Origin of the sequence: Candidatus Planktophila sp., from assembly GCF_044232745.1 — a bacterium.
In the GTDB taxonomy this organism is placed as follows: Bacteria; Actinomycetota; Actinomycetes; order Nanopelagicales; family Nanopelagicaceae; genus Planktophila.
This window is the reverse complement of sequence record NZ_JBIILI010000008.1, coordinates 1-21184: the sequence shown is the minus strand read 5'-3', so window position 1 is coordinate 21184 and position 21184 is coordinate 1. Positions and strand designations below refer to the sequence as shown.

The following is a 21184-nucleotide window of genomic DNA, read 5'->3' as shown; positions in this document are numbered from 1 at the left end:
GAATGACCACCCCACAAAAAACTAAAGAGCCATGGGCTCTTTTCAAAACAGTCATAGCTTTACTCTTAATCATCTTTTGTCTTTGGGGCTCCCAATGGCAGTATCACCGTGGCGTTGATCGACATGCTCGTAACGCTGTAATAGAAGAGCGCATAGCCAAGTCGCCTATAGAACTTGGCGCAGTGACAGGCAACTTGCCAGATTATGAATGGCAAACAGTTTCGACCACTGGATCTTTTGACACCGACAAACAAATCTTGCTGCGAAATCGTTACAACGATGGCAAGTACGGATATGAAGTACTGACACTGTTTAGCTCAAATGAAAACGAGAGTTTCTGGGTTGACCGTGGCTGGGTTCAAGCTGGCGCAACAGCCACAACCCCACCTGTGGTTACGGCATTGCCACAGGCAGAAGTTTCAATAACTGGACGACTTCGTCTTGATTCCTCGTTACCCCGTGGCTCATTTTTTGCACTGCCTGGAAAAGGTGAAGGACTCGTTTCAGAACTCAATGCTCAATCGCAGCTGAATACTGAAAAGTTTTACATAGACCTTTTATCTGGGTCTGAAAATTCGTTGACTCCCGAAGTGCCAGCACAATTACCTGAGTTAAGCGATGGGCCACATATGGCCTATGCGTTGCAATGGCTCTTCTTTGGGGGCTTAGTTATCTACGGGCGAATCTTGATTCGTCGTACCCGTTAAATCTTGTCGGTTGTATAGCTCTGAATAAAGGCCACCTTGTGCGACAAGTTGATCATGCGTACCTCGCTCAACAATCGCACCTTTCTCCAGAACAAGTATCTGATCAGCCTCACGCACTGTGCTCAAACGATGTGCAATAACAATGCTGGTTCTGCCCTTGAGTGCAGTCTGAAGAGCTGCGTGTACAAGCTGTTCATTCTCAGAATCCAAATGCGCTGTGGCTTCATCAAGGATTACAACTGCCGGAGACTTCAACAATAAACGTGCAATAGCAAGACGTTGTTTTTCGCCACCGGAGAGCCTGTGCCCACGCTCTCCTACCATTGTGTCTAGTCCATTGGGCAAAGACTCAATCAGATTCCAAATTTGTGCGGCTTCACAAGCAGCCTGCATTTGGGCAGGTGTCGCATCTTGCTTTGCATAGCGAAGATTTTCTGCAATCGATTCGTGGAACAAGTGCGCATCCTGCATCACAACACCTATCGATTCACGCAAAGATTCAAGTGTTAAGTCACGAATGTCATTGCCATCAATGGTGATTGCGCCCTCGGTAACATCATAAAGTCGCGGCAACAATGCGCTGATTGTCGTTTTACCAGCACCTGATGGACCAACTAACGCTGTTAATGTTCCTGGCTCTGCAACGAAAGAAAGATTGCTGAGCACTTGCCCACTCTGCACGGTTTCAGCTTTTGCAGCCGATTCAAGTGAAGCCAAGGAAATCTCTTCAGCTCGGGGATATGAAAAATTCACTGTGTTAAATTCAATACGTGGTTCTTTGGTAACCAAGACCTTTGCTCCATCGCGATTCTTGACCATCGGTTCAAGATCTAGCACCTCAAAAACTCTTTCAAAAGAAACAAGAGATGTCATGACATCGATACGCACATTTGAAAGTGCGGTCAAGGGACCATACAAACGAGCCAAAAGGGCGGTGATAGCTAGAAGAGTTCCTACGGTAACTCCCCCATTAATTGCTAAGTGACCACCAATTCCATAAGCAAAAGCGGTTGCGATTGCGGCAACGCTAGTCAGAGCGATAAAGAAAAGCCTATTAAGCATCGCCATCTTGATTCCGATATCAGCGACTCTGCGCGCACGGCTTCTAAAGTATTCACGTTCGCGATCAGGTTCACCGTATAAGGCGACCAACATCGCACCTGACACATTGAAGCGCTCTGTCATGGTGCTAGACATCTCGGCGTTTACATTAAATGACTCTCGAGTTAGCGACTGAAGTCTGCGTCCAACCCATTTCGTTGGGATGAGGAAAACTGGAAGCAAGAGCAGTGAAAAAATAGTGATCTGCCAGGACAAAATCAACATGGTCACGCCAACTAAAACCAGACTTACAACATTGCTGACAACACCCGATAGCGTTGCTGTGAAAGCTTGTTGAGCCCCCATCACATCTGAGTTAATTCTGGAAATAAGAGCACCGGTCTGAGTACGGGTAAAGAATGCTATCGATTGCTTTTGTACGTGGGCAAAGACCAACGATCGGAGATCATAAATCAAACCTTCACCGATCCTGGAAGAAAAGTAACGTCCCAACATATTGAATCCAGCATCAGCAATAGCTAAAAGCCCTACAAAAATTGCAAGTCTTGTCACCACTGCGCCATCTTTTGGAATCACGCCATCATCAATTAATTGTTTTAACAACAGTGGCGTTGCAACTACTAGCGCTGCATCAACTATGACAGTTGCTAGAAAAATGAAAATATTTGTTCGATACGGTAAAGCAAATTTGAATATGCGCTTGACTGTTCCGGGCTTTAACTTCTGTTCCTTAACCGAAGGATCAGCGGTCATTGAGCGGTGGGTCATCCACGCTGCATGCATTGACATAATTAAACGGTAAAGCCGAGAGCGCGCAGCTGTTCTCTTCCGTCATCAGAAATCTTGTCCGGGCCCCAAGGTGGCATCCATACCCAATTAATTTTTACATCAGTTGTCATTCCGGCAAGTGCGGCGCGTGTTTGATCCTCGATTACATCCTGTAATGGGCAAGCTGCAGATGTAAGAGTCATGTTAAGGATTGCAATGTTGGCTTCATCTACCATCACATCGTAGATAAGCCCAAGGTCTACAACATTGATACCAAGTTCAGGATCAACTACATCCTTCATCGCCTCAGTTACATCATCAACACTTGTTGCCATCGCTACTCTCCCCTGTTGTCGTCTTAATTCTAACCGCTGCATCCTTGAACGCCATCCACCCCAATAGTGCGCACTTAATCCGAGCAGGGAACTTAGATACGCCTGCAAGTGATACCGCATCCTCAAGAACATCCGGATTACCCTGTTTGGTTCCCTTGCTGTGCATGAGTTCGGTAAATTCATTGAGAATGGCATCAGTATGGTCAAAGCTCTTGTTGACTAATAAATCACTAGCGATTGAAACGCTTGCCTGAGATATCGAACAGCCAACTCCATCCCAAGTAATGCTGGTGATTATTCCGTTTTCTGCAGTGACATTAAGAGTAATTTCATCGCCACAGCTGGGATTCACATGATGAACCTGTGCGCCATAAGTGGCCGACAACCCCTTATTCAATGGGTGCTTATAGTGATCAAGAATGACTTCCTGATAAAGGCTGTCTAATTCCATTATGCAAAATACTTCTGTGCGCCGAGGATTGCATCGAATAATGCATCACAATCTGATTCTTCGTTATATAAATACAATGAAGCACGAGTAGTTGCAGGCACTCCTAGTTTTCTCGTTAATGGCCAAGCACAGTGATGACCTGTGCGAACCGCAACACCTTGGCTATCAACAAATTGGCCAAGATCATGTGGGTGAATTTCCCCCACCGTAAATGAAACAGTTCCTCCGCGAGAATCAAGATCTGTGGGACCAACAATCTTCAAATCTGGAACCTGCAATAACTTCTCAATTAAGTACTTTGTTAATGACGCCTCATGGTTATGAACATTTCTCATGCCAAGATCCGTTAAATAGTCGACCGCTGCGCCAAGACCAACAGCTTGCGCCATGTTAGGTACTCCAGCTTCAAACTTGCGTGGGGCAGGTGCCCAGGTTGCAGAAGTCATGGTCACTGTTTCGATCATTGAACCGCCATAGAGAAATGGAGGTAGCTCATCAAGTTGAGAACTCCACAACACACCAACTCCTGTTGGACCCAAAGCCTTGTGGCCAGAAAAAACAAGAAAATCAACGTCAAGTTCTTTCACATCAATTGGCATATGCGGAGCCGATTGACAAGCATCTAGTACAACAACAGCACCAACTTCATGGGCACGCGCAACTATTGCCTTTAACGGGACAATTGTTCCTAAAACATTTGACTGGTGTGTAAGTGCCACAACTTTTGTGTTCTCGGCAATTACTGAATCAATATTTGAAAGATCCAAGCGTCCATCTGGCGTGACTTCAAACCACGATAACTGTGCGCCGGTGCGTGCTGCCAATTGCTGCCATGGAATCAAATTAGCGTGGTGTTCCATTTCGGTGACAACGATCTTGTCCTTAGATGTGAGTGCGAAACGAGTTCCGGGTGCGGCATTTCTCATTGCATAAGCAACAAGGTTGAGTGATTCAGTTGCACCCTTTGTAAAGACAATTTGCTCTTCACGTGCTCCAATGAAGTTAGCAACCTTTAGGCGTGCACCTTCGTATGCATCCGTTGCTTCTTCTGCCAATTGATGAGCCCCGCGGTGAACAGCCGCATTGTGGAACTTGTAAAAATTACTTTCGGCATCAATTACAGATAATGGCTTTTGGCTTGTCGCTCCACTATCCAAATAAATAAGTTTTTTACCGTCACGAATAGTACGTTCAAAGATTGGGAAATCTTGACGTACCTTCGCAACGTTAAATGGCATAACTTTCTTATTTGCTCACATAATCTGCGTAGCCATTTGCTTCTAGCTTGTCAGCTAGCTCTGGTCCACCTTGTTCAACCACGCGGCCATTAGCAAATACATGAACGAAATCTGGCTTGATGTACTGCAAAATACGGGTGTAGTGCGTAATCAAAAGAACGCCTAGGTTGTTGGCTGCCTTTGCGCGATTAACACCTTCAGAAACGATGCGTAGTGCATCTACATCTAGGCCTGAATCTGTTTCATCAAGAATCGCCATCTTTGGCTTCAAAAGTTCTAATTGCATGATTTCGTGGCGCTTCTTTTCTCCGCCAGAAAAACCTTCATTAACGTTACGAGCAGCAAATGAAGGATCCATGTTTAGCGCTTCCATTGCATCCTTTACTTCACCAACCCATGTACGAAGCTTTGGCGCTTCCCCGCGAAGCGCAGTTGCTGCAGTGCGCAAGAAGTTTGAAACAGAAACACCTGGTACCTCGACTGGATACTGCATGGCCAAGAACAAACCAGCCTTGGCGCGCTCATCAACAGTCATATCAAGAACATCTGCTCCGTCTAAAGTTACAGATCCGCCCGTGATTGTGTACTTAGGGTGTCCTGCAATTGAGTAGGCAAGAGTTGATTTACCTGAACCATTAGGGCCCATGATGGCGTGAGTCTCGCCTGACTTAATTGTTAGATCGACACCCTTAAGGATTTCGACTGTGCCGTTGTCTGTATCAACTGATACCTGCAGGCCGCGGATTTCTAGTGTGCTCATTTTTTCTCTCTTCTCTCGTTGCTAAATCTCGACCGTGACGGCGTTTCCGTCGATTGATACCGGATATGTTTTTAAGGCAATGTTGGCAGGAAGTGTTAAGGCTTCTCCTGTACGGAGATCAAATTCTGCGCCATGTAGCCAGCATTCAATTTTGAATCCAGTGACATCGCCTTCTGACAAAGATGCATCTGAGTGGGTGCAGGTGTCATCAATAGCGAACACCTCTTCGCCAACGCGCGCAACACAGATTGTCTTACCGTTCTTTTCAATGAGAACAGGCTTGCCTTGGATCAATTGGTCTAAAACTAAATCAGACATTGTTGCCCGCCTTTTCTAGTTCGTTATCAATGCGGTCCATAATTCGGTTTTGCACAACTTCATTTCCGATTTCGAGGACGATTTCATTGAAGAAACCGCGCACAACTAATCGTCTGGCATCTGCCATAGCGATTCCGCGAGACATCAAATAGAACAACTGCTCGTCATCAAAACGACCTGTTGTGCTCGCATGTCCTGCACCAATGATCTCGCCAGTCTCGATTTCTAGATTAGGAACCGAATCTGCTCGAGCTCCATCACTTAGTAGCAAGTTGCGGTTGAGTTCGTAGGTATCTGTGCCTTCAGCCGCTGCGCGAATTAACACATCGCCGATCCATACAGTGTGTGCGCCTTGACCAGCAAGAGCACCCTTGAAATTAACATTTGATTTTGCGTGTGGAACTGCGTGATCTACATGCATCCGGTGCTCAAAGAATTGACCAGCTGTAGCAAAATACACACCTAGTAGATCAACTGAGCCACCAGGTGCTATAAATTCAACTGTTGGCAAAATACGAACTACATCGCCGCCAACTGTGACAGTTACCGATTTGAAGGTTGCATCCTTATCGACCACAGCATGATGGCGCGCTGTATAAACAGATTTAGATTCAAACTCTTGCAATGTCACAAACTTCAGGTTTGATCCTGGAGCTAATGAGATTTCTAAATCCTCAGCCAAAATAGTGTCCGTTGTGTTTTCAACAATCACTGTTGCGACCGCATGGGTTCCAAGTGAGATTCGAACACGTGAGAATTCAGCTGTATCTAAAGCCCCTGCTGCACGACCCAGAAAGATTGGCTCTGACAGTTCGGTATTTGCAGCTATAGACAAGTGCGCGACAGATGGTGAGAAAGAACGAATACGTTCGATGATCACATCATCACTTGGCGCAAGTGGCTCTAGATTTTCACGTTTAAAGGTAACCCCAGTAGGAAGTGCATCTTTAGCGATCAATGTTGATCGATCAGATTGCACAGAGGTGCCATCATGCAAACCGCGAAGTCGTTTGAGCGGAGTAAATCGCCACGCTTCCTCGCGCCCTGTAGGCGTTAAATAATTAGTTGCTAAAACTGACATTAACCGACAGCACCTTCCATCTGAAGTTCAATAAGGCGATTGAGTTCGAGCGCGTACTCCATTGGAAGTTCGCGTGCAATTGGTTCGATGAATCCGCGAACAATCATTGCCATCGCTTCATCTTCATTTAATCCACGTGACATCAAATAGAACAGCTGATCATCACTGATCTTTGAAACTGTTGCTTCGTGACCCATAGAAACATCATCTTCTCGGATATCAACGTAGGGATAGGTATCTGATCGTGAAATTGTGTCCACCAACAATGCATCGCACTTAACAGTGCTTGCAGAGTGGTGGGCTCCTTCTTGAACCTGTACAAGTCCACGGTATGAAGTACGACCACCGTTACGTGCAACTGATTTAGAAATTACAGAAGATGATGTATACGGAGCAGCGTGAACCATCTTTGCGCCAGAATCTTGATGTTGTCCTTCTCCTGCAAAAGCAAGTGACAAAGTCTCACCCTTTGCGTGGGGACCCATTAAGAAAATTGCTGGGTACTTCATGGTTACCTTTGAACCGATGTTTCCATCGACCCACTCCATGGTTGCGCCTTCAGCACATGTTGCACGCTTTGTAACCAAGTTGTAAACATTGTTAGACCAGTTTTGAATTGTGGTGTAACGAACGCGTGCACCCTTTTTCACAATAATTTCAACAACTGCAGAGTGCAATGAATCTGATTTGTAGATTGGCGCTGTGCAGCCTTCCACATAGTGAATATATGAATCTTCGTCCGCGATAATCAATGTGCGCTCGAATTGACCCATGTTTTCAGTATTGATGCGGAAGTAAGCCTGCAAAGGAATGTCAACATGTACGCCCTTTGGTACGTAGATGAATGATCCACCAGACCACACAGCAGTATTAAGTGCTGCAAACTTGTTATCTCCTACCGGGATAACCGTTCCGAAGTACTCTTTGAACAGCTCTGGATGAAGCTTTAGCGCGCTATCTGTATCCAAGAAGATAACGCCTTGAGCTTCTAAATCCTCGCGAATTGAGTGATATACAACCTCAGATTCGTACTGTGCTGCTACACCTGACACTAGGCGTTGCTTTTCAGCCTCTGGAATTCCGAGACGGTCATATGTGTTCTTAATATCGTCAGGCAAGTCATCCCATGTGGTTGCTTGCTTTTCTGTTGAGCGCACAAAGTACTTAATAGTGTCGAAGAAAATGCCTGAAAGATCTGATCCCCAGTTTGGCATTGGCTTCTTACCAAATAAGTCCAAGCCCTTAAGGCGCAGGTCTAACATCCATTGCGCTTCAGACTTCTTTGCTGAAATGTCGCGTACGACCTCTTCACTAAGTCCTCGCTTGGCGTTATCGCCAGCTGAGCTCTTATCCGACCAACCGTATTCGTAGTTGCCGAGTCCGTCGAGTTCTGGATGTGCTGTTGTCATGCACGTACCTTTCGGGTTGTAGTGTGGGTCGTTGGAATAAATGTTGTGCAAACGCCGTCGCCATGCGCGATTGTTGCCAAACGTTGTACGTGCGTTCCTAAAAGTTTTGAAAGCGCTTCAGTTTCGGCTTCGCACAATTGTGGAAATTCAGAGGCAACGTGTGCGATCGGGCAATGATGCTGGCACAGCTCTTGACCCATAGATTTGTCGTGAACACTTGCCGCATACCCTTGATCCGTTAAGAAATCTGCAAGTGCTTCAACTTTGCCAGAGCGCTTAGAAATAAACTTGCGTGCTTGGCGTTCGATGTCATCGGCGCGAGATTGTGCAAAGCCATCGACAAGGTGGGCACCGGATTGAGCCGACATAAATTTCAATGCCGCAACGGCTAAATCATCATATGAATGTTCAAACTGCTCGCGGCCTTGATCTGACATTACAAAAACCTTTGAAGGTCGACCTCGACCACGGATAGAAGAAGAACGCGGGTCGCGGGCTTCTACAACACCATCGGCCACCAAAAGATCTAGATGTCGTCTGATTCCAGCTGCGGTCAGACCCAAACGCTCGCCTAAAACGGCGGCGGTTGATGGACCGTTTTCAAGAATTGAGCGGGCCACCAGGTCGCGGGTACGAGCATCGTCCCCTGCTGGATTGGTGCCGGTCATTTTCACAACAGTATTGTGTCGTAATTCGACACGTTAAGCCACTCGAGAGCCCTGCGTGGCTCGAGGGTCATAGGCTTAGGCCATGTCCAAAACCGCAGATTTAGCCACCAAGGTTTTGGCGCCGGTTACGGGTTTGCTGCTTTTCTTGCAGGCTGCCCTGGTCGTAACTGGCGGAGCTGTTCGGTTAACCGGATCCGGATTGGGATGTCCCACCTGGCCCGAGTGCACACCCGGTTCGTATACCCCGGTCCCCCATCAGGCCGAGCCACAATTAAATGTGTGGATCGAATTTGGAAACCGATTATTAACATTTGTACTAGTCATTGCATCAGTTGCGGTAATCATCGCAGTTCTAAAAAGCAAGCGAAAAGATTTGCGCGGATTAGCGATTGGACAATTCCTAGGAATATTCGGACAAGGAATACTTGGCGGCATCACAGTATTAACTGATTTGAATCCGATTCCTGTCGCATGTCATTTGTTGTTATCAATAATCTTAATCGCCGGTGCAACCTCTTTGTACTCTCGCAGACGCGCTCCAGCAATTTTTGTAAAGGCCGCGCCTTTAATATCTAGGATTTCAATGACGCATATTGCGACTTCGTTTTTAGTAATTGTGCTGGGAACGATCGTCACTGGATCGGGACCGCATGCAGGAGATGCACAGGCGCAACGTTTTGATTTTGATATTCGAACTGTTGCATGGCTGCACGCAGATGTAGTCATAATTCTGTTGGGAATTACGCTTGCTTTTTATGTAGCTCAAGGGACTAGTGCTCACAGCAAAAAAGCGATCAAGAATTTTGCCGTGATCGCCCTTGCACAAGGTGCAATTGGTTATGTTCAGTACTTCACCGGTATTCCCGAAATCTTGGTTGCTGCTCACTTGCTAGGAGCAACTTTGGTATGGATCGCAGCGTGGCGAATCCGATTGTCAGTAATCACACAGAATGGATAAATGATGAGCACACTATCTGGTTGGACTGAATTAGATGAACGTGCAGTTGCCTATGCACGAGCGCTGTCAGCTGATGCAGTTCAAAAAGTTGGCAATGGTCATCCAGGCACTGCAATGTCACTGGCACCAGTTGCATACTCATTATTCCAACGTCACTTAGTCCATGATCCATCAGATCCACACTGGCTAGGTCGCGATCGATTTATTTTGTCGTGCGGACATTCATCATTGACTCTTTATATTCAATTGTTCTTAAGTGGTTACGGTCTAGAAATGGATGACCTGCAAAGCTTTAGAACATGGGGGTCACTAACTCCGGGCCACCCTGAATACGGCCACACTGCGGGCGTAGAAATGACAACGGGTCCATTAGGCCAAGGCATTGCAACAGCGGTAGGTATGGCTATGGCTGCTCGTTATGAGCGTGGTTTGCTTGATCCCACAGCACCTGCACATACCTCAATATTTGATCACTCTATTTGGGTGATTTGTTCTGATGGCGACTTGCAAGAAGGAGTTAGTGCTGAGGCATCTTCGTTGGCTGGCACACAAGAACTTGGAAACTTGAACATTATTTATGATGACAACAGAATTTCGATTGAAGGCGACACTCACAACGCCTTCACCGAAGATGTTGCTGCCAGATACCGCGCATATGGCTGGCACGTTATCGAAGTTGCTGCACTTGCAACTGGCAATATTGATCTTGTCGCATTAGATGCTGCCATGGTTGCTGCAAAGAAAGAAACAGCAAAACCAACGTTGATTCGAATGCATTCAGTGATTGCCTGGCCTGCCCCTAAAGCACAAGGAACAGCTGGATCTCACGGATCTGCACTAGGTGTCGATGAAATCAAAGCAACAAAGATTGCGTTGGGTCTAAATCCTGATGAAGATTTTGCAATGCCTGCTGAAGTTTTGACTCATGCACGCCTTGTTAAAGATCGCGGAGCTACTGCTCGTGCAGCATGGGATACAAAGTTTGCTACCTGGAAATCAGCCAATGCTGACAAGGCCGCACTTCTTGAAAGATTACGAGTTAAAGGATTACCTGCTGGATGGGATGCCGATATCCCTGTGTTTACCCCAGAAAAAGAAGTTGCAACGCGTGCCGCATCTGGCGAAGTAATCAATGCAATCGCAGCGAAGTTGCCAGAATTCTGGGGCGGATCAGCTGACTTAGCAGGTTCAAATAACACCAGCATTAAGGGATCAGGATCTTTTCTTCCAACAACATCTGCGATTCCGGGTGCTGATCCATTTGGTCGAATAATCCACTTTGGTATCCGTGAACATGCAATGGGTTCAGTGCTCAATGGAATTGCCCTACACGGTTTAACCAGATCATTTGGTGGAACATTTGCAGTCTTTAGCGATTACATGCGACCTGCTGTTCGACTTGCAGCGTTAATGAACATTGCATCTACTTTCGTATGGACGCATGATTCAATTGGCGTTGGTGAAGATGGACCAACTCACCAACCGATCGAACATTTTGCCGCTCTTCGTGCAATCCCTGGCCTAGATGTCATTCGCCCCGGGGATGCCAATGAAGTTGCAGAAGCGTGGAAACAAATCCTTATTCGTGGACGTGCCGCGGGCATATTGCTATCACGCCAGAATTTACCGGTTTTTGATCGCACGATTTGTGCTCCTGCAACTGGTGTAGCCAAGGGTGCTTATATTTTGAAAGATGCAGTCAACCCTCAAGCTATCTTGATTGCAACAGGTTCTGAAGTTTCATTAGCAATTGATACCCAGGCCGCATTAGCTGCCGAAGGTGTCAATGTTCGAGTAGTTAGCGCACCGTGTCTTGAATGGTTTGCTGAACAGGATCAGGCCTATAAAGAATCCGTCCTATCCCCTGGCGTCGTAAAGATCAGTATTGAAGTTGGTATCGCACAAGGTTGGCGTGAATTGATTGGTGACAGCGGTGTGGCCATTTCGCTGGAACATTACGGCGCATCAGCAGATGCTAAGCGCTTGTTTAAAGAGTTCGGCTTCTCGGTTGAAAACGTTGTAGCCCAGGTTAAGAAGGCAATTAAATGAGCGTTGATCAAGTAGCAAGTGCTGGAACATCTATTTGGTTAGATGATTTGTCCCGAGCAAAAATCACGGGAACTGATGCACATTCACTTCCTGCACGAATTGAACACAGCGGTGTTGTCGGGGTAACCACGAACCCAAGTATTTTCAGCGCAGCAATTAGCGGTGCTGCAGAATATGCCGCAGATATCGCTGCGATGAAAGGTGCAACAGTTGATGATGTAGTTAAGAAACTGACAACTGATGATGTGCGTCAAGCATGCGATCTGTTTGCGCCAATTTTTTCTAGCAGTAAGGGTTTTGATGGTCGTGTAAGCATTGAAGTTGACCCGCGTCTTGCCCGAGACACTGAAGGCACAATTGCCGCAGGCAAAGAACTGTGGGCAATTGTTGACCGCCCCAATGTAATGATCAAGGTCCCAGCAACAATTGAGGGCTTACCTGCTATTACGGCGCTAATTGCTACTGGCATTAGTGTCAATGTAACGCTGATTTTTTCAGTAAAGCGTTATGGGCAAGTTATTGATGCCTTCATGAAAGGCTTGGAACTTTGTGAGAATCCTTCACAAGTTCACTCTGTTGCATCTTTCTTTGTGAGCCGTATTGATTCGACCATTGATGCATTGCTCAAGAAGAAAGCATCGCCTGAAGCAGGAGCTCTTTTGGGCAAGGCTGCAATTGCGAATGCGCATTTGGCGTATCAATTGTTTGAAGAAAAGTTTGCCACCGACCGTTGGAGCGCTTTGTCAGCCAAGGGATCGAATAAGCAGCGTCCACTGTGGGCTTCGACCGGAGTGAAAGATCCGGCCTACCCAGATACGCAATACGTTATCGAATTGATAGCACCCGAGACCGTTAACACAATGCCCCAATCAACCTTGGATGCATTGATCGACCATGGCGTAGTTCGAGGAAACACTATTTCTGGAAATTACGCAGATGCGGTCAGCGTCCTTAAAGGCTTATCCTCACTGGGCATTTCACTCGATCAAATAACAACTGAGCTGGAAATTGATGGTGTTAAAAAGTTTGCCCAAGCATGGGATGAATTACTCGAGAATGTAAAGGCTGCCCAACAACAATGATTTCAATAAAAGGAACCGCTCTCTCAAAGATTGATCGTTCATCTACTCAATACAAAGCTCTGCAAGCATTCCATGAACGTTTAAAACAGAAGGACTCCACCATTTGGGGGTCCGAAGCTCAAGCCGAGGCTGCTATTCGATTAAATTGGATAGATCTTCCGGAATCAACTCGTGAGCTGTTGCCGCAATTTGATGCTCTCGCTGCAAAGCATCGCGATAAGAGCACGGTTGTTTTGTGCGGAATGGGTGGCTCATCACTTGGGCCCGAAGTTATTGCTCAAACATTTGGAAAGAAACTGTTTGTTCTAGATTCGACTGACCCCAATTACATTGCATATGCACTAAATGTTGACCTAGCTAAAACTGTTGTTGTGGTCAGTTCGAAATCTGGTTCAACTATTGAAACTTCTTCGCAGCGCGCACTGTTTGAAGGAGCTTTTACGGATGCTGGTTTGAACCCAGTCGATCATATGGTTTTTGTAACTGATCCTGGTTCTCCTTTGGACAAGCAGGTTCGTGAAGGTGGATTTAATGTAGTCAATGCCGACCCTAATGTTGGAGGACGTTTTAGCGTTCTAAGTCCATTCGGATTGGTGCCATCTGCGTTAATTGGAATTGATGTTTCGGTATTGCTAGATAATGCAAGTGAAACTAAGTCTGAATTTTTCGCTGATTCTCAAACGATGTGCGATATCGCCTATCTGTTGACCTATGTAGCTAATCAGTATGTTGCCTTTACAGACCAGGATTCTGGAATGCCCGGACTTAGTGATTGGATCGAGCAACTTGTTGCTGAATCAACGGGAAAGAATCAAGTGGGTCGCTTACCTGTTGTTGCAGAGTCATCCCAGCGTGGATTGGAAGGTGCTGCATTCACAATCGCATTTGCAGGAACTGCTGATCTAGTTGTTGAAGGTGATTTAGCATCACAATTTATTGTGTGGGAATGGGTAACGGCGCTAGTTGGTGCGGCACTTGCAATTGATCCATTTAACCAACCAAATGTAACTGAGGCTAAAGAACAAACTTCAGCACTGTTGAATGAGTGGAAAGGTGTACTGCCAGCCTTTTCTGGCGAAACCGAAATAGGAGCACTAGAGATTTTTGGGCAAGGAGGTAACGTGACAGAAGCGTTGTCACAGTTAATTTCTCAGATTCCAGCAGATGGATACATTGCTGTCATGGCTTATCTCGATCGCAAAGATGATGTTGCAGTAGCCGAGCTGCGTGAAATCCTTGCCAGTAAATCTGGGCGCCCTGTTACTTTTGGCTGGGGGCCCCGCTTTTTGCACTCAACCGGTCAGTTCCATAAAGGTGGCCAACAAAATGGTGTCTTCTTACAAATTACCGGTGATGTAGAAAAAGACATCGCAATCCCTGGGCAAAGTTATGGCTTCAAGACTTTGCTAGCTGCACAAGCTCTGGGTGATGGGAAAGCGCTGGCATCAAGAAAATACCCACTGCTCCGATTTAATTGTACAAATCGCGCAATGGGTATATCTGAATTACTGAAAGCTGCAAAAGCTCTTTAACTCTGCTTACTCGTCATCTCCGCGAAGTTTACGAAGTGCCTCTTCTAGAAGTTTTTCACCTTCAGCATCTGTGCGACGCTCTTTTACATAGGCAAGGTGAGTCTTGTAGGGCACGTTTACTTCTGGGCTTGGCGGATTGTTGCGATCGCGACCTGCTGGGTAACCACACTTTGGGCAATCCCATTCAGCTGGAATAACAACTGTTTCTTCAACAGCAAATGATGGACGGACTTCATGTCCTCTTGCACACCAGTATGAAACGTATGCGCGAGCGATTGAATCGCCACGCTCCGCTTCGCCCATTGGGCCGGCGCCGACACGACTTCCGCGAATTGCACTTGCCATAGTTACCCCTTGTTGTACTTAATTAAAATCGAATTAAAAATGTTTACTTGAGAACGAGTGACAATGCGACAACTAATGCAAACCATAAACCGCCAACGACGATAGTGATGCGATCAAGGTTGCGCTCAACGACTGATGAACCGCCGTAGTTAGATGAAATGCCGCCACCGAATAAATCGGAAAGGCCGCTTCCCTTGCCCTTATGAAGTAGTACCAAAAGGATCATGAGTAGGCTGGTGATTATCAGCGCGATAGAGAGAGCTAGTTTCACTTTTCTTAAACTCCTAGTTCGTAGAGGGTAAGGATACCCGCCCAGTGGGGGTAATGCTTACTCGCTCACCGTGTGAAATTTAACGATCTTGGCCAATTCCTCGGGGTCTAGGCTCGCTCCACCAATCAAGGCACCATCAACATCTGCCTTTTTCATGATTTCTACGATGTTGGAAGATTTCACTGAGCCACCATAAAGAATGCGCATATTTGATGCGATTTCAGGGGAACCGATGTTTTCCACCTCTTCACGAATTGCAGCACATACTTCTTGTGCATCTTCAGGTGTTGCGGTCTTTCCGGTACCGATTGCCCACACAGGTTCGTATGCAATAACAATCTTTTTGAGTTCTGGCTTTGTAAATCCTTCGAGGCCAGCTCGTACCTGACGAATAACATGACTTACATGTGTGCCGGCTTCACGAATGGCTAATTCTTCGCCAACGCAAAAGATCGGTGTTATTTCATTTGCTAGCGCTGCTTTGATCTTTCGATTGATCAGAGCATCTGACTCTTGATGAATTGCACGTCGTTCGGAGTGACCGATAACCACATAGGTGCAACCAAGCTTTGCAAGCATTGAACCTGAAATATCTCCGGTGAAGGCTCCACTGGCATCGGGTGAAAGATCTTGTGCGCCGTATTGAAGGCGCAAACGATCTCCATCAACCAAAGTCTGAATGGAACGAATATCTGTGAAGGGAGGAATTACAGCAACATCAACAGCGTCGTAATCTTTGTCATCAAGGCCATACACCAACTTTTGTGCCACTGCGATCGCCTCAAGGTGATTGAGGTTCATCTTCCAGTTTCCTGCCATTAATGGTTTACGCATTATTGCTCCCCCGATATTGATTTCTAGATTAATTCTAATGCTTGTAGACCAGGAAGTTCCTTGCCTTCAAGATACTCAAGTGATGCTCCGCCGCCGGTAGAAATGTAACCAAATTGCGAATCAGCGAAACCTAGCGCGCGAACTGCAGCCGCTGAGTCTCCCCCGCCTACAACCGAAATCCCGGAAACTTCAGTTAATGCTTGCGCAACAACCTTTGTTCCGGCGGCAAAGTTAGGGAATTCAAATACACCCATTGGCCCGTTCCAGAATACTGTTTTACATTTTACAATTTCAGCAGCAAAGGCTGCGGCAGATACGGGCCCAATATCTAGACCCATTTGATCTTCAGGAATTGCATCGGCAGCCACGACAGTTGGTGTGGCATCTGCAGAAAAAGCGGGAGCAACAACAATGTCAGTTGGAAGAACTAGTTTCACGCCATTTTTTTCTGCAGTAGCAATTAAGCCTTTAACTACATCAAGCATTTCTGATTCAACCAGTGAGGTTCCGATTTCTTTGCCTTGTGCCTTAAGGAATGTGAAAACCATTCCTCCGCCTATTGCCAAAACATCGACCTTGCCCAGCAAATTTTCAATAACGCCGAGTTTGTCGGATACTTTTGCGCCGCCAAGTACGACGCCGTACGGACGTTCAGGATTCTGTGTAAGTTTCTTTAAAACTTCAACTTCGGCAGCAACCAATGTGCCGGCAGCATGTGGAAGTAATTTCGGCAGATCAAAGACAGATGCGTGCTTGCGATGTACTGCGCCGAAGCCGTCACCAACATAAACATCGGCCAACTGTGCTAATTCGCCAGCAAATACTGCTCGCTCTGACTCTTCTTTGCTTGTCTCTGCTGCACTAAAGCGAATATTCTCTAGAAGAAGTATCTCGCCAGCCTTTAGTGATTCTGCAGCAGTTGTTACGGCCACACCTGATACTTCGCCAGTGAACTTGACCTCGCGGCCCAACAATTCAGCTAAACGTTTTGCTATTGGCGCAAGTGAAAGTTCTGGCTTTGCTTCACCCTTTGGGCGACCAAGATGAGCAGCAATAACCAGCGCTGCACCCTTGTCCAGAAGTAATTGAATAGTCGGAAGCGAGGCTTTAATACGCCCATCATCCTTAATAACTCCATCCTTCAATGGAACATTAAGGTCGCAACGAAGAAAGACTCGCTTTCCGGCTACATCAAATGTTGAAAGATCTGGCATTACAGAGTTTTACCAACGTAATCGATCAAGTCGACTAGGCGGTTTGAGTAACCCCATTCATTGTCATACCAACCAACGACCTTAACCTGGTTGCCGATTACCTTCGTCAGGCCGGAATCGAAAACACATGATGAAGGATCTGTAACGATGTCAGAGGAAACGATTGGATCTTCCGTGTATGAAAGGTAACCTTTAAGCGGACCATTAGCCGCAGCCTTCATGGCAGCATTAATTTCTGCAGCTGTCGCTTCCTTTTCTAACTCAACAGTTAGATCTGTTGCAGATCCTGTTGGAACTGGAACGCGCATTGCATAACCATCTAGCTTGCCCTTGAGTTCTGGCATAACTAGTGAAATCGCCTTTGCAGCACCTGTTGATGTTGGGATCATGTTGAGTGCAGCAGCGCGAGCGCGGCGAAGATCCTTGTGTGGGAAGTCAAGAATTGGTTGATCGTTTGTGTATGCGTGAATTGTTGTCATCAGACCCTTAACAATTCCCCAGTTATCCTGAAGAACCTTTGCCATTGGTGCAAGGCAGTTAGTTGTACATGATGCATTTGAAATGATGTTGTGCTTTGCGCCGTCGTACTGTGTGTGGTTAACACCCATAACGATTGTGATGTCTTCATCTGTTGCAGGAGCAGAAATGATTACCTTCTTGGCACCAGCTGTGATGTGCTTCTGAGCATCTGCAGCCTTTGTGAAAATACCTGTTGATTCGACAACTACATCTGCCTTAACAGCTGCCCATGGAAGGTTTGCTGGATCGCGCTCTGAGAAAACTTTGATTGTCTTTCCGTCTACAGTGATTGAATCATCTGTGTAGGTAACTTCTAGACCTAGGCGACCCAAAATTGAGTCGTACTTCAATAGGTGAGCAAGAGTCTCATTAGGAGTTAGGTCGTTAATTCCGACGATGTTGATATTTGGGTTAGTTAGGCTGGCACGGAAGAAGTTACGACCGATGCGTCCAAAACCATTGATTCCGACATTAATCACGAAAGTGTCCTTGCTACTAGTGGGGCCATACCGCAGAGGAGTCTCGGCGCGGCATAAAAAAGCCCAGCTGTTGGTGGTTCGTAAAACTGCCACAACGCTGGGGTCTTAGGTAGAACCTTATCAGTGAAGGCTGAGAGAACTCTTGAGTATCTACCCGTTAATTGAGTAAATCGGGAGAAAGGCCGCTTTCAGTATCTGGAATGCCTAGCTCTTGTGCACGCTTATCAGCCATCGCCAATAAGCGGCGAATGCGCCCAGCGATCGCGTCTTTTGTCATTGGAGGCGTTGCCAAGGATCCCAACTCTTCTAGCGAAGCCTGCCCATGATTGATGCGCAGATCCCCAGCCTCCTTTAAGTGATCAGGAATTGTTGGCCCAAGAATCTCCATGGCGCGCTGAACACGGGCCGCTGCCGCAACTGCTGCGCGGGCTGAACGACGAAGGTTTGCATCATCAAAGTTTGCTAGACGATTAGCGGTAGCTCGGACCTCGCGGCGCATGCGTCGCTCTTCCCAGGCAAGCACGCTTTCATGGGCGCCCAAGCGAGTAAGCAAGACACCAATTGCATCGCCGTCACGAATTACAACGCGATCTACTCCGCGAACTTCGCGTGCCTTTGCAACAATTCCAAGTCGTCGAGCAGCGCCAACCAAGGCAAGGGCTGCCTCTGGGCCAGGGCAGGTGATTTCAAGTGATGAAGAACGACCTGGTTCAGTTAACGATCCGTGGGCAATAAATGCACCACGCCATGCAGCTTCAGAATCACATGTTGCAGCAGATACGACCTGTGGAGGTAATCCACGAACTGGTCTTCCATTTGCATCAACTAATCCTGTTTGGCGCGCAAGGGCATCGCCTTCATTAATTACTCGAACAACGTAACGTGAACCTTTGCGCAATCCGCTTGATGACAAAACCGCTAAATCTGAATCATGTCCATAAATATCTGCGATGTCTTTGCGCAATCTACGAGCACTTTGTGATGTATCAAGTTCGACTTCAATAACAATTTTGCCTGCTGCGATATGGAGCCCGCCAGCAAAGCGAAGAAGTGAAGAGACTTCGGCTTTTCGACAACATGGTTTGGTGATGGAAAGACGTGAGAGCTCGTCCTTAACTGATGCTGTCATTGCCATGGGGCTTATCCAACCACCTACCGGGAAAAAATGTGGCCCAAATGGAGAGCCAATTTTTCAGCATCATGATGAATGCTGCCCGGAGCTTTGCGTATATCTGCCACCACAATCTCTGAACCTAAGGTTGATGCTGCTGTGCGGAGCGCATCCTCGTCTCGAACAACAGATTGGTCCACTAAGCAGAAATCCACGGTTAATTCAGGTGCATAGTGATGAAAAAACTCTAGATGCTGTTCGGGGGTGGAACCGGCAAATTCTTCGCCCTGTGATTGGCTGGATGCATCTAGGTTCAAAATCAAAATCTTCCGTGCCTTCGAACTTTTGAGAGCATCTAATTGAGCGGGAATCAAAAGGTGTGGAATCACACTTGAAAACCAAGACCCTGGGCCCATAGTTATCCATTGTGCATCTGCAATAGCAGTTAGAGCTTCCGTCCTTGCTGGTGGATCTTCGGGAATAATTCGAAGGGATTGAATATGGCCTTTAGCTGTAGCAACCTCTTTTTGTCCTCGTACAACAATTCGCCCAGTAGAGGTAGTAAATGTGCCCTCAATATCAAGGGCTACCGCTGCCATCGGAAGCACTCGGCCAATAACTTTTAATAATTGTCCTACTCGATCTAAAGCGACGACTGGGTCATCGCCGGCGTTCCACATTGATGCCAATAACAAGTTACCCATTGCGTGGCCATTTAATTCGCCATTGCTATCGAATCTATGTTGCAAGATTTGTGCCCAGGTGCGACCCCAGTCATCATCAGCACATAATGCAGTTAATGCCATTCGTAGATCGCCCGGTGGAAAAATTGGAAACTCTTCGCGCAATCGGCCACTTGATCCACCGTTATCGGCCACGGTGACAATCGCGGTTATTTCTTGGGTTATTTGGCGCAGTGCAGAAAGGGTTGCAGCCAAGCCATGGCCGCCACCAAGTGCTACAACTTTAGACAAACTTATTCACGACCAACATCTCGATGAGTTGGATGAGCTGACAATTCTGTATCAACCGCATTTAACTGCTTGGCGATCTCTTCGGTTATTGCAACGCTCCGATGTTTTCCGCCAGTACAACCAACGGCAATAGTCACATACTTTTTACCTTCGCGCATATAACCTTCCATCATCGAATCTACAAGGCGCACATATCCATGAACAAAATCTTTCACGCCTTCGCTTCCAAGAACTTTCTCGCTTACTTGTGGTGTTAGGCCCGTCAATGGGCGGAGTTCTGGAATCCAGTGTGGATTAGGAATGAATCGACAATCTAAAACTAAATCTGCATCAACCGGGATTCCGTACTTGTATCCAAAGGACAACACATTGACTCTAATTCCCTGTAATTTGCCTGAGCCGAATATCTCACCGATCCGCTTTTCCAATTGATGAACATTCAAATTTGTTGTATCGATAGCTACATCTGCTTGCGAACGGAAATTTTCGAGCTTTGCGCGCTCACGCGCGATTCCATCGACAATACGGTCCTTGCCTTGCAATGGATGAGGACGACGAGTTGATTCAAAACGTTGGACTAAAGATTGATCTGTTGCGTCTAGAAAAACAAGCCGATAATCAGAGTTACTCTTCTTAAGTTCAGATAATGCTTGCATCAACTCATCAAAGAACTCTCCCCCACGAACATCTACAACAACTGCTAACTCTTTACCTTGAGGGCCTGTTCCTTTACTAACCAAAGCTGGCAGCAATGACGGCGGGAGATTATCGACAACATACCAACCGAGATCTTCCAAGGCATGGGCCACCGTTGATCGGCCGGCACCTGACATACCGGTCAGAATCAAGGTCTCTTGTCTCATGGAACTATTGTGTTACATCTGTCAAGAATGTGGAAACACGCTCGAGACTCTTTTCAAGATAGGCAGGCAGAAGCTCTTTTTCTTCCTGATTCTTGGTTTCATACAAGTAGTTCAACAGAAGTAGCCTGCGATGCAGAAGAAGCGCTTTCATTGCAT

General features: G+C 46.6%; 22 protein-coding genes. 5 read left to right on the top strand and 17 right to left on the bottom strand.

From position 1 onward, the window contains the following. Positions 1–2 precede the first annotated feature (2 nt). Positions 3–707 carry an SURF1 family protein gene (locus tag AC9UGD_RS05430; RefSeq protein WP_509570620.1) on the top strand — a complete coding sequence of 235 codons (705 nt, stop codon included), beginning with the start codon at positions 3–5 and terminating at the stop codon, positions 705–707. On the opposite strand, the gene AC9UGD_RS05425 is transcribed toward AC9UGD_RS05430, so the two are convergent. Genes AC9UGD_RS05425 through AC9UGD_RS05385 form a run of 9 tightly spaced genes read right to left on the bottom strand, consistent with a single transcriptional unit; the run spans position 666 to position 8797 of the window. After that, complete coding sequence (locus AC9UGD_RS05425; RefSeq protein WP_509570617.1) at positions 666–2558, bottom strand: ABC transporter ATP-binding protein; 1893 nt, start codon at positions 2556–2558, stop codon at positions 666–668. The genes AC9UGD_RS05430 and AC9UGD_RS05425 overlap by 42 nt on opposite strands. Before the next feature lie 2 nt (positions 2559–2560). Then, a complete protein-coding gene (locus AC9UGD_RS05420) occupies positions 2561–2872 on the bottom strand; it encodes a metal-sulfur cluster assembly factor (protein WP_029018536.1) in 312 nt (103 codons plus the stop codon). Continuing rightward, positions 2856–3323 carry a Fe-S cluster assembly sulfur transfer protein SufU gene (gene sufU, locus AC9UGD_RS05415; protein WP_509570613.1) on the bottom strand — a complete coding sequence of 156 codons (468 nt, stop codon included), beginning with the start codon at positions 3321–3323 and terminating at the stop codon, positions 2856–2858. Before sufU ends, AC9UGD_RS05420 begins: the two co-directional genes overlap by 17 nt. Further along, the gene (locus tag AC9UGD_RS05410) at positions 3323–4561 is read right to left on the bottom strand and encodes a cysteine desulfurase (protein WP_509570610.1); all 1239 of its coding nucleotides are present in this window, start codon (positions 4559–4561) and stop codon (positions 3323–3325) included. Before AC9UGD_RS05410 ends, sufU begins: the two co-directional genes overlap by 1 nt. A 7-nt stretch (positions 4562–4568) precedes the next feature. Continuing rightward, positions 4569–5321 carry a Fe-S cluster assembly ATPase SufC gene (gene sufC / locus AC9UGD_RS05405; RefSeq protein WP_509570607.1) on the bottom strand — a complete coding sequence of 251 codons (753 nt, stop codon included), beginning with the start codon at positions 5319–5321 and terminating at the stop codon, positions 4569–4571. Positions 5322–5342: 21 nt separating this feature from the next. Beyond that, on the bottom strand, positions 5343–5639 hold the full coding sequence (locus AC9UGD_RS05400) for a non-heme iron oxygenase ferredoxin subunit (protein WP_509570604.1): 297 nt from the start codon (positions 5637–5639) through the stop codon (positions 5343–5345). Beyond that, positions 5632–6720, bottom strand: coding sequence for a Fe-S cluster assembly protein SufD (gene sufD / locus AC9UGD_RS05395; RefSeq protein WP_509570601.1), 1089 nt, complete (start codon positions 6718–6720; stop codon positions 5632–5634). Before sufD ends, AC9UGD_RS05400 begins: the two co-directional genes overlap by 8 nt. Next, positions 6720–8129 carry a Fe-S cluster assembly protein SufB gene (sufB, locus tag AC9UGD_RS05390; protein ID WP_509570599.1) on the bottom strand — a complete coding sequence of 470 codons (1410 nt, stop codon included), beginning with the start codon at positions 8127–8129 and terminating at the stop codon, positions 6720–6722. Before sufB ends, sufD begins: the two co-directional genes overlap by 1 nt. After that, entirely contained in the window at positions 8126–8797 is a 672-nt protein-coding gene (locus tag AC9UGD_RS05385) for a helix-turn-helix transcriptional regulator (RefSeq protein ID WP_509570596.1), read from the bottom strand. Before AC9UGD_RS05385 ends, sufB begins: the two co-directional genes overlap by 4 nt. An 82-nt stretch (positions 8798–8879) precedes the next feature. On the opposite strand from AC9UGD_RS05385, the gene AC9UGD_RS05380 reads away from it, so the two are divergent. From AC9UGD_RS05380 to AC9UGD_RS05365, 4 genes are read left to right on the top strand one after another with little or no spacing between them, the layout of a single operon-like run. Beyond that, a complete protein-coding gene (locus AC9UGD_RS05380) occupies positions 8880–9755 on the top strand; it encodes a COX15/CtaA family protein (protein WP_509570593.1) in 876 nt (291 codons plus the stop codon). A 3-nt stretch (positions 9756–9758) separates the two neighbouring features. Further along, entirely contained in the window at positions 9759–11804 is a 2046-nt protein-coding gene (tkt, locus tag AC9UGD_RS05375; RefSeq protein ID WP_509570660.1) for a transketolase, read from the top strand. Continuing rightward, positions 11801–12886, top strand: a complete 1086-nt coding sequence (gene tal / locus AC9UGD_RS05370) for a transaldolase (RefSeq protein WP_509570590.1) — start codon at positions 11801–11803, stop codon at positions 12884–12886. Before tkt ends, tal begins: the two co-directional genes overlap by 4 nt. Beyond that, entirely contained in the window at positions 12883–14418 is a 1536-nt protein-coding gene (locus AC9UGD_RS05365; protein ID WP_509570587.1) for a phosphoglucose isomerase-related protein, read from the top strand. Before tal ends, AC9UGD_RS05365 begins: the two co-directional genes overlap by 4 nt. 6 nt (positions 14419–14424) lie before the next feature. On the opposite strand, the gene AC9UGD_RS05360 is transcribed toward AC9UGD_RS05365, so the two are convergent. From AC9UGD_RS05360 to rapZ, 8 genes are all read right to left on the bottom strand, one after another. Next, the gene (locus AC9UGD_RS05360; RefSeq protein ID WP_509570585.1) at positions 14425–14763 is read right to left on the bottom strand and encodes an RNA polymerase-binding protein RbpA; all 339 of its coding nucleotides are present in this window, start codon (positions 14761–14763) and stop codon (positions 14425–14427) included. A gap of 43 nt (positions 14764–14806) precedes the next feature. After that, positions 14807–15034 carry a preprotein translocase subunit SecG gene (gene secG, locus AC9UGD_RS05355; protein ID WP_509570582.1) on the bottom strand — a complete coding sequence of 76 codons (228 nt, stop codon included), beginning with the start codon at positions 15032–15034 and terminating at the stop codon, positions 14807–14809. 57 nt (positions 15035–15091) lie between these two features. Further along, positions 15092–15868, bottom strand: coding sequence for a triose-phosphate isomerase (tpiA, locus tag AC9UGD_RS05350; protein WP_509570579.1), 777 nt, complete (start codon positions 15866–15868; stop codon positions 15092–15094). A gap of 23 nt (positions 15869–15891) precedes the next feature. After that, the gene (locus AC9UGD_RS05345) at positions 15892–17082 is read right to left on the bottom strand and encodes a phosphoglycerate kinase (RefSeq protein WP_509570576.1); all 1191 of its coding nucleotides are present in this window, start codon (positions 17080–17082) and stop codon (positions 15892–15894) included. Beyond that, complete coding sequence (gene gap, locus AC9UGD_RS05340; protein ID WP_509570574.1) at positions 17082–18080, bottom strand: type I glyceraldehyde-3-phosphate dehydrogenase; 999 nt, start codon at positions 18078–18080, stop codon at positions 17082–17084. The genes AC9UGD_RS05345 and gap overlap by 1 nt, the downstream gene beginning before the upstream one ends. A gap of 157 nt (positions 18081–18237) precedes the next feature. Beyond that, a complete protein-coding gene (whiA, locus tag AC9UGD_RS05335; RefSeq protein WP_029018558.1) occupies positions 18238–19215 on the bottom strand; it encodes a DNA-binding protein WhiA in 978 nt (325 codons plus the stop codon). Between the two features lie 17 nt (positions 19216–19232). Continuing rightward, complete coding sequence (locus AC9UGD_RS05330) at positions 19233–20165, bottom strand: gluconeogenesis factor YvcK family protein (RefSeq protein ID WP_509570571.1); 933 nt, start codon at positions 20163–20165, stop codon at positions 19233–19235. Positions 20166–20167: 2 nt separating this feature from the next. Beyond that, a complete protein-coding gene (rapZ, locus tag AC9UGD_RS05325; protein ID WP_509570568.1) occupies positions 20168–21028 on the bottom strand; it encodes an RNase adapter RapZ in 861 nt (286 codons plus the stop codon). Between the last annotated feature and the right edge of the window lie 156 nt (positions 21029–21184).